Here is an 8851-nt window from a genome sequence, read left to right as displayed (position 1 = left end):
GGCCTGCTGGTGACCCCGTCGGATCTGCTCACTATCGCTATTCCTGCCCTGCTGCTGTCGGCGTGGATGATTTTTGTCGCCCGCCCGCTGTCGGTCTTCGCCGGGCTGCTGCCGTTTAAAGGGTTTAACTTTCGCGAACGGGTATTTATTAGCTGGGTCGGCCTGCGGGGCGCGGTGCCGATTATTCTGGCGGTCTTTCCGATGATGGCCGGGCTGGAGCATGCCCGGCTGTTCTTCAACGTGGCGTTCTTCGTGGTGCTGGTTTCGCTGCTGCTGCAGGGCACGTCCCTCTCCTGGGCCGCGAAAAAGGCCAAAGTGGTGGTGCCGCCGGTAGGCTGGCCGATATCCCGCGTCGGGCTGGATATTCACCCGGAGAATCCGTGGGAGCAGTTTATCTATCAGCTCAGCGCCGAGAAGTGGTGCGTGGGCGCGGCGCTGCGCGATCTGCACCTGCCGCGCGATACCCGCATTGCAGCGCTGTTTCGCGATAACGTGCTGCTGCATCCGTCCGGCAGCACCCGGCTGCGCGAGGGCGACATCCTGTGCGTAATTGGCCGCGAGCGCGACTTGCCGATGCTCGGCAAGCTGTTCAGCCAGTCGCCGCCGGTGGCGCTGGATCAGCGCTTCTTCGGTGACTTTATTCTGGAAGGCGGCGCGAAGTTCTCCGACGTGGCCACCATTTACGGACTGGACAGCGTCGGGGATAATCTTGATATCAGCCAGTCACTGGGCGAAATCATCCAGCATCTGCTGGGCGCGGCCCCGGTAGTAGGCGATCAGGTTGAGTTTGCCGGCATGGTCTGGACGGTGGCGGAAAAAGAGGATAATGCCGTGCGCAAGGTGGGCGTACGCGTGGCAGAGGAAACCACTGAGTAGCAGCGCTGTTCGATTGCAGGTTATCTCTCAGGCCGGGAGTGCGTTAACACGCGCTCCCGGTTTTTTTAGCGGTGCGGGTGATTAATGATGTGATCTTCCCAGTCAACCACGTCGGACTCTTTCACCGCAATGTGGCGCACGGAGATGCGCTCGCCGTGCATTGCTGCTTTAGAGCCGGTCAGCAGCGGATGCCACGCGGGCAGCGGCTGGCCTTCGGCAATCAGGCGATAGGCGCAGGTCGGCGGCAGCCAGTCAAAAGTCGGCAGGTTATCGCGAGTCAGCTTGATACAGTCCGGCTCGAACTCAAAGCGGCGCTCGTAGTTGCGGCACTGGCAGGTTTTGATGTTCAGCTGCTTACAGGCAACGTTGGTGAAGTAGATTTCATCGCTGTCTTCATCCATCAGCTTATTCAGGCAGCACTGGCCGCAGCCGTCGCACAGGGACTCCCACTCGGCGTCGGTCATTTGTTCAAGAGATTTGGTTTGCCAGAAGGGTGCTGTGGTCATGGATTCATCCGCCGTAAAATAAGGGGCACCTTATAACCAGTCTGGCACGCGGATGCAAGTTTTGCCGCCCGATCGGGGCGGCAAACGCGGATTACAGCACCCGGGTGGAGAGCGCGTAGCGGCTAAATCCCACTTCCAGCTCGTCACCGCCGTGCAGCGGCCCCACACCTTCCGGCGTGCCGGTGAGGATCACATCACCGCTCTTCAGCGTGAAGAAGCGGCTCATGTAGGCAATCAGCGGTACGATTTTATGGATCATGTCCGCGGTACTGCCCTGCTGGCGCACTTCGCCGTTGATTTTCAGGCTCAGGAGGGTGTTCTGCGGATCGTCATCAAATTCGGCGGCGGGAATAAAGCCGGAGATCGGACAGGCGTTATCGAAACCTTTCGCCTTCTCCCACGGGCGGCCCGCTTTTTTAAGCTGGGCCTGTACGTCGCGCAGGGTTAAATCCAGCGCCACGCCGTAGCCGACAATCGCTTTGCGCACGTGCTCCTCGGTAGCCTGGCGCAGGGTTGCGCCAATCAGCACCGCCAGCTCAACCTCGTGGTGGACCGAGCCCAGCCCTTCCGGCAGGGCCAGCGGCTGGCGCAAATCGCACAGCGCGGTTTCCGGCTTAATAAACAGCACCGGCTCTTCCGGCGTGGCGCTGCCCATCTCCTGAATGTGCTTTGCGTAGTTGCTGCCGACGCAAACCACTTTATTCACAGGGTAATCCAGAAGCGCACCCTGCCAGTTATGATGCTGATACATGTCACATCCCTCCGTTGCGTTATTGTTTTCCGCTTCTCTGAAGATGCTGCTTTAATAAATTTTCAGGCGGGGGCGGAAGCTGTAAATAATAGCCCTGCTCGACCAGCGCGGCTTTCACTTTATCCAGATCGGCATTGGCCAGTGTTTTACGCCCGTCCAGCGGCAGCAGCATAGAAAACTGCGGTCGGCCGAAGCTTTTCAGCAATTCTTCCGGCACGCGGGAAAAATCGTCTTTTTTTTCGACGTATAAATAGGTCTGATCACGCTGGCTACTGCGATAAATTGCACAAAACATTACTTTTACTCTTAATTGGACGGTGGTTACTTGCCTCTGTATATCAGGGACTATAACATGCCCGGTAGTCTTCGGAATATCGCCGCAGCGGCGCGGTCGGTAAATTGAAATTGAGTAAGGCCAGGATGTCAAACACGCCCATCGAACTTAAAGGCAGTAGCTTTACCTTATCCGTGGTTCATTTGCATGAAGCAAATCCCGACGTTGTTCGTCAGGCGCTGGAAGACAAAATCGCCGAGGCTCCGGCTTTTTTACGTCACGCGCCGGTGGTAGTGAATATCAGCAGTCTGGCAGGCGTCACGCAGTGGTCTCCGCTTCAGCAGGCCATTGCCGCCACCGGATTGCGCATTATGGGCGTCAGCGGCTGCAAGGACCCGGCGCTTAAAACTGAAATCGACCGGGCAGGAATACCCTTACTCACTGAAGGGAAAGAAAAAGTTGTCCGTCCTGCCCCCGCCCCCGTTTCGACACCCGAGCCTGAGCCAACTGTTACACCGGTCACAAAAACACGATTGATCGACACCCCCGTTCGTTCCGGACAGCGCATTTATGCCCCAAACTGTGATTTGATTGTAACCAGCCACGTCAGCGCTGGCGCAGAGCTTATTGCCGATGGCAATATTCACGTTTACGGCATGATGCGAGGCCGCGCGCTGGCGGGTGCCAGCGGCGATAAAGAAGCACAAATTTTCTGTACCCACCTTACGGCGGAGCTGGTCTCCATCGCAGGGGCATACTGGCTGAGCGATAACATTCCGGCCGACTATTATGGCAAAGCAGTGCGCCTGCGTCTTAGCGACGCTGCTTTGACAATTGAACCGTTAAACTGATCCCTTTTTAACAAGGAATTTCTATGGCACGCATTATTGTTGTGACTTCGGGTAAAGGAGGCGTAGGCAAGACCACCTCCAGCGCGGCCATCGCTACTGGTTTGGCCCAGAAGGGAAAAAAGACAGTCGTCATCGACTTTGATATTGGTCTACGGAATCTGGACCTGATTATGGGCTGCGAGCGCCGGGTGGTTTACGACTTCGTGAACGTTATCCAGGGTGACGCCACGCTGAACCAGGCGCTGATTAAAGATAAGCGTACCGACAATCTCTATATTCTCCCGGCCTCTCAGACGCGCGATAAAGATGCGCTGACCCGCGACGGCGTGGAAAAAGTGCTCGAAGAGCTGAAAAAGATGGAGTTTGACTTCATCGTCTGCGACTCGCCGGCGGGCATTGAAACCGGCGCGCTGATGGCGCTCTATTTCGCCGATGAAGCGATTATTACCACTAACCCGGAAGTCTCTTCCGTGCGCGACTCTGACCGCATTCTCGGCATTCTGGCGTCTAAATCCCGCCGCGCTGAAAATGGCCAGGAGCCGATTAAGGAACACCTGCTGCTGACCCGCTACAACCCGGGCCGTGTAAGCAGAGGCGACATGCTCAGCATGGAAGATGTGCTGGAGATCCTGCGCATCAAGCTGGTTGGCGTGATCCCGGAAGATCAGTCGGTACTGCGCGCATCAAACCAGGGCGAACCCGTCATTCTTGACGCCGACGCCGATGCCGGCAAGGCTTACGCCGACACTGTTGATCGCCTGCTGGGAGAAGAACGCCCTTTCCGCTTCATTGAAGAAGAGAAGAAAGGATTCCTCAAACGCCTGTTCGGAGGATAAGTTATGGCCTTACTCGACTTTTTTCTCTCACGAAAAAAAAGCACAGCCAACATCGCGAAAGAACGCTTACAGATTATTGTCGCGGAACGCCGCCGCAGCGACGCGGAGCCGCACTATCTGCCGCAGCTGCGCAAAGACATTCTGGACGTCATCTGTAAATATGTGCAGATTGACCCGGAGATGGTAAGCGTCCAGCTTGAGCAACGGGATGGCGACATCTCGATTCTTGAACTCAACGTCACGCTTCCGGAAGCGGAAGAGACGAAGTGAGATAAAAAAACCCTGGCGCGCCAGGGTTTTTTATTGCCTCAAACAACCCACATTCAGCGCGGATAGTTTGCCAGCAGCGCCGCAAGCCTGTCGGCCATGATCTTGCCGCGCCAGCCTGAAATCAGTTCCGGCTGCGTGGCCTGCGGCTTGAGCTGCCAGTGGGCGTTCAGCAGCTGGTTAATCTGCCTGCGGGAAGCCAGCAGCTCGGCGCTGACGCCCTGCTCGGTGCTGATCTCCTGCACCAGCGCCTTAATGTCTTTGAACACCTTACGATAGCCCGGCATATCCATCAGATTGAGCAGCGGCGCGGGCAGCGCATCGTCCGGCAGCGCTTTGGCTTTTTCTACCAGGCCCAGCAGGGTGCTGCCGTGAAAGCGTATTTCGCTGCCCGACAGACCGAGGCCGTCCAGCTCGCCAAGGCTGCCCGGCATGTAGCGCGCCACGCTCCACAGGTGCTCTTCACGCACCACAAAGTTCACGGCCATATCACGCTCGCGCGCCTTGCGCAGCCGCCAGTCCGCCAGCAGCTGCAGGCAGGCCAGCTGGCGGGTGCGCAGCTGCCAGGCGTTGGTAATGTCGCGCCAGGCCTCGGCCGGATCGGTAACTTCCTGGCGGCGCTGCTTCATCAGATTACACTCGTCGAGCGCAGCCGGAAGCCAGCCGCTGCCGTCGGCTTCCGCCAGCAGCTTGTGGGCGATGGGCAGCAGATACCAGACGTCCGCCGCCGCGTAGTCGCACTGGCGCTGGGTCAGCGGGCGCGCCAGCCAGTCGGTGCGGGATTCACTCTTGTCGAGGGCGATGCCGGTGTATTCTTCAACCATCGCCGCAAAGCCCCACGACATCGGGCGGCCGCAGAAGGCGGCGAGGATCTGGGTATCCACCAGCGGATCCGGCATGACCCCGAACGTATTGAGAAACACTTCCAGATCTTCGCTGCCGGCGTGCAGGTATTTAGTGACCTCTTTATTCACCAGCAGATCGCGCATTGGCGACCAGTCGTTGATGGTCAGCGGATCAATCAGCACAACATGTTCGCCGTCGAACATCTGAATCAGGCCCAGCTGCGGGTAGTAGGTGCGGGTGCGGACGAACTCGGTGTCCAGCGCGATAGCGGAAACGCGGCCCGCGGCGTCGCAGGCGGCTTTCAGGGCCGCGTCGTCAATAATCATCTGATAATTCAATCTGCTTTCTCTGTCGTTTGCGCCCATAAAAAACGCCGGTTCACCCGGCGTTGTTGGCGGCTTTTAGCGTAGCGTCAGCCTTTATTGTCTACTTTAGCGCGCGCTTCGTCACGCAGTTCTCGCCGTAAAATCTTGCCGACGTTGGATTTCGGCAGCTCGTCGCGGAACTCAACCAGCTTCGGCACCTTGTAGCCGGTGAGCTGGCGGCGGCTGAAGGTGACCAGCGCCTCTTCGGTCAGGGACGGATCTTTTTTCACCACGAAGATTTTCACCGCCTCGCCGCTGCTCTCGGCAGGGACGCCGACGGCGGCAACCTCAAGAACGCCGGGATGCTGCATCACCACGTCCTCAATTTCATTGGGGTAGACGTTGAAGCCGGAGACCAGAATCATATCTTTTTTGCGATCGACGATGCGCATAAAGCCCTCTTCGTCCATCACCGCGATATCGCCGGTGTGCAGCCAGCCGTCTTTGAGGATTTCATCGGTGGCGTCCGGGCGCTGCCAGTAGCCAAGCATCACCTGCGGGCCGCGCACGCACAGCTCGCCCGGCTCGCCGAAGGGCACTTCGTTATCGTCATCGTCCACCATCTTCACTTCGGTGGACGGCACCGGGAGGCCGATACTGCCGGTGTGGCTGTCGATATCCAGCGGGTTAACGCTCACCAGCGGCGCGCACTCGGTCAGGCCGTAGCCTTCCAGCAGGTAGCGGCCCGTAAGCTTAACCCAGCGCTCGGCTACTGCGTGCTGCACCGGCATCCCGCCGCCGGCCGCCAGGCGCAGAGAGGAGAAGTCGAGCTGGGAAAACTCTTTGTTATTTAGCAGCGCGTTAAACAGCGTGTTGACGCCGGTAATGGCGGTGAAGGCATATTTCCCCATCTCTTTTACCAGGCCGGGAATATCGCGCGGGTTGGTGATCAGCACGTTCTGGCCGCCGATTTCAATAAACAGCAGGCAGTTCATGGTGAGAGCAAATATGTGGTACAGCGGCAGCGCGGTGATCACCACCTCTTTGCCCGGAATAAACAGCGCGCCGTAAGTGGCGTGCACCTGAGCCAGGTTGGCGAGCATGTTGCGGTGGGTCAGCATCGCGCCTTTGGCAACGCCGGTGGTTCCGCCGGTATACTGCAGGAAAGCGAGATCTTCTCTTGCGACTTCAGGCCTGACGTACTGCAGGCGGTAGCCTTCATGCAGCGCGCGGCGAAATGAGATGGCGTCCGGCAGATGGTATTTTGGCACCAGCCTCTTAATGTATTTCACCACAAAGTTCACCAGCGTGCCCTTCGTGGACGAGAGCTGATCGCCCATGCGGGTCAAAATAACGTGGCGGACCTGGGTTTTCGCCACCACTTTTTCCAGGGTGTGCGCGAAGTTGGAAACAATCACGATGGCGCTGGCACCGCTGTCGTTGAGCTGATGCTCAAGCTCGCGGGGCGTATACAGCGGGTTAACATTCACTACCGTCATGCCGGCGCGCAAAACCCCGAACAGCGCCACCGGATACTGCAGCAGGTTGGGCATCATCAGGGCCACGCGATCGCCCTTTTGCAGGCCGAGGCCGTTTTGCAGGTAGGCCGCGAAGGCGCGGCTGCGCTCTTCGAGCTTGCGGAAAGTCATGGTCTCGCCCATGTTGACGAACGCGGGCCGGTCGGCAAAGCGGCTGGCGGCCTGCTCAAACAGATCTACCAGGGATTGATAACGGTCGGGATCGATTTCCGCCGGGACATCGGCGGGATAGCGGTTAAGCCAAACCTTTTGCAAAACATCACCTCTGAAATGAGAATTCGTCGTCATCACAGCCCCGCTAATAAACAAGTTGTTAACACTATATTAACTTATCCTACCAGTTTATTAATTAAACGAATTTAAGGCTGAGAAGCGCGTCACTATTTATTTTTCTTATCAGTCGGTTCCATATTCCGACAAAAAAGAAACAGCGGACGCGCCGCTGTTTCTTAAATCACGTTTAACAGTTTACTCTGTCACAATCGACTCTACCCGCGACGGGCCCGGATCGTACCAGCCGCCGTAGCCCCATCCGCCATAGCCCCAGCCGCGGTGCCACGGATACGGGCCCATCCCCCAGAAGGGATCCATGTAGCCCGGCGTATTCATCACCTGCTGCACCACGCGCCAGCGCTTGTAGCCAATAACCTGCATCACCATGTAGTTATATTCGGTGCTGCCGATTTTGCCTTTCTCAGTGCCGGTAATGGGCCCGACAACCGTCACCAGCTGGTTGCGGTAATCCACCGGATCGAGGAAGCCGTTAACATCGGCGTAAATGCGTCCGAGAGACGGCGTCGAAAGCGCGGGGCGCGCCACGTCGTCCAGCGGCACGGTAGCTATCTCCAGCCGGGTTTTGCCGGGCTGGTTGTTGACGCTGATAACCTTACCGCCAAAACGCGCTTCCTGCCCGACATACAGCTCCGGTGCCGCCATTACCCGCACCAGATCCTGCTGCGGCGTTGCGCTGGTGCCCCGGATTGATTCGGGAACCGAGGCACATCCGCTTAATACAGCAATCGCCAGCCCCACCAGTAATCCATTCACTACCTTTGTACGACTCGCCATAGCGGCTCCTTAGACTCTCAATGTTATAACAGTGAGATTCATTCCCGGCCCGGAAGTTTCTTCCACGCCACTTCATTGCGCAAATAAATTGGCTCGGCGTGTTCTACCGCTACCGTTTTACCTTGCGCCAGCAGCTGGCAAGCCGCAGGAAGCATATCTTCGGCCGCCGGTAAAGTTACCTCACCGTCCAGCAGCTCCACCGGCGTATTAAGGGCCATGTCCGGCCAGGCCTGCCAGCCTGTGCCTACAGTAGCCCACTGGCCATCCAGCTGCTTCAACCGGGCATTAACGGCTTCCGGTTTCAGTACCGCCTCGGTCTCTTCGCCGTGCCAGATACCTGACGCGTCGCGCTGGTATTCGGCCCAGTAGACCTCCCCCATTCGCGCGTCGATAGCGGCCAGCACGCGGGTTGCGCCGGTTTTCCGCCACGCGCCCTGCGCCATGGTCATCAGGGTAGAGACGCCGATCATCGGCAGGCCCGCCCCGAGCGCCAGGCCCTGCGCGATGCCGATACCGATACGTACGCCGGTAAAGCTGCCCGGCCCGCGGCCGAACGCCAGCGCGTCGAGATCGGTGAGGCGGACATCGCCGGCGGTGAGAATATCCTGCACCATCGGCAGGATGCGCTGGGTGTGTTCGCGGGGACATAGCTCGAAGTGAGCCGAGACGGCACCGTCATTCCACAGGGCCGCAGAACAGGCCTCCGTGGCGGTATCAATAGCCAGAATTCGCA

The 8851-nt window shown here is 58.3% G+C and carries 11 protein-coding genes; 4 read left to right on the top strand and 7 right to left on the bottom strand.

Annotated elements, in window-relative coordinates:
* Positions 1-876 (top strand): potassium/proton antiporter (locus QZ766_RS03095; RefSeq protein WP_297197122.1); only part of this gene is annotated, 876 nt, incomplete at its 5' end.
* A gap of 65 nt (positions 877-941) precedes the next feature.
* On the opposite strand, the gene QZ766_RS03090 is transcribed toward QZ766_RS03095, so the two are convergent.
* The 3 genes from QZ766_RS03090 to QZ766_RS03080 all read right to left on the bottom strand — a co-directional run bounded on the left by QZ766_RS03090 (position 942) and on the right by QZ766_RS03080 (position 2428).
* Positions 942-1382: a YcgN family cysteine cluster protein gene (locus tag QZ766_RS03090; RefSeq protein ID WP_297197120.1), complete on the bottom strand. Its 441-nt coding sequence runs from the start codon at positions 1380-1382 to the stop codon at positions 942-944.
* A gap of 91 nt (positions 1383-1473) precedes the next feature.
* Positions 1474-2133, bottom strand: a complete 660-nt coding sequence (locus QZ766_RS03085) for a fumarylacetoacetate hydrolase family protein (protein WP_297197118.1) — start codon at positions 2131-2133, stop codon at positions 1474-1476.
* 19 nt (positions 2134-2152) lie between these two features.
* The gene (locus QZ766_RS03080; RefSeq protein ID WP_297197116.1) at positions 2153-2428 is read right to left on the bottom strand and encodes a YcgL domain-containing protein; all 276 of its coding nucleotides are present in this window, start codon (positions 2426-2428) and stop codon (positions 2153-2155) included.
* A 125-nt stretch (positions 2429-2553) separates the two neighbouring features.
* On the opposite strand from QZ766_RS03080, the gene minC reads away from it, so the two are divergent.
* Genes minC through minE form a run of 3 tightly spaced genes read left to right on the top strand, consistent with a single transcriptional unit; the run spans position 2554 to position 4364 of the window.
* On the top strand, positions 2554-3258 hold the full coding sequence (minC, locus tag QZ766_RS03075; protein ID WP_297197114.1) for a septum site-determining protein MinC: 705 nt from the start codon (positions 2554-2556) through the stop codon (positions 3256-3258).
* A gap of 23 nt (positions 3259-3281) precedes the next feature.
* Positions 3282-4094: a septum site-determining protein MinD gene (gene minD, locus QZ766_RS03070; RefSeq protein ID WP_297197110.1), complete on the top strand. Its 813-nt coding sequence runs from the start codon at positions 3282-3284 to the stop codon at positions 4092-4094.
* 3 nt (positions 4095-4097) lie between these two features.
* Positions 4098-4364 (top strand): cell division topological specificity factor MinE, encoded by a 267-nt coding sequence (gene minE, locus QZ766_RS03065; RefSeq protein WP_297197109.1) that lies wholly within the window; start codon positions 4098-4100, stop codon positions 4362-4364.
* Positions 4365-4417: 53 nt separating this feature from the next.
* Here minE and rnd read toward each other — a convergent pair whose 3' ends face one another.
* From rnd to tsaB, 4 genes are all read right to left on the bottom strand, one after another.
* Positions 4418-5533, bottom strand: a complete 1116-nt coding sequence (gene rnd / locus QZ766_RS03060; protein WP_297197124.1) for a ribonuclease D — start codon at positions 5531-5533, stop codon at positions 4418-4420.
* Between the two features lie 86 nt (positions 5534-5619).
* Positions 5620-7305 carry a long-chain-fatty-acid--CoA ligase FadD gene (gene fadD, locus QZ766_RS03055; protein WP_297197107.1) on the bottom strand — a complete coding sequence of 562 codons (1686 nt, stop codon included), beginning with the start codon at positions 7303-7305 and terminating at the stop codon, positions 5620-5622.
* Positions 7306-7518: 213 nt separating this feature from the next.
* On the bottom strand, positions 7519-8118 hold the full coding sequence (locus QZ766_RS03050; RefSeq protein WP_297197105.1) for a Slp family lipoprotein: 600 nt from the start codon (positions 8116-8118) through the stop codon (positions 7519-7521).
* 38 nt (positions 8119-8156) lie between these two features.
* On the bottom strand, positions 8157-8851 hold a 695-nt coding region (gene tsaB, locus QZ766_RS03045; RefSeq protein WP_297197103.1), incomplete at its 5' end, for a tRNA (adenosine(37)-N6)-threonylcarbamoyltransferase complex dimerization subunit type 1 TsaB.

It is taken from the genome of uncultured Pluralibacter sp., from assembly GCF_913775985.1.
Lineage (GTDB): Bacteria > Pseudomonadota > Gammaproteobacteria > Enterobacterales > Enterobacteriaceae > Pluralibacter.
This window is presented reverse-complemented; position numbering and strand designations above follow the sequence as displayed.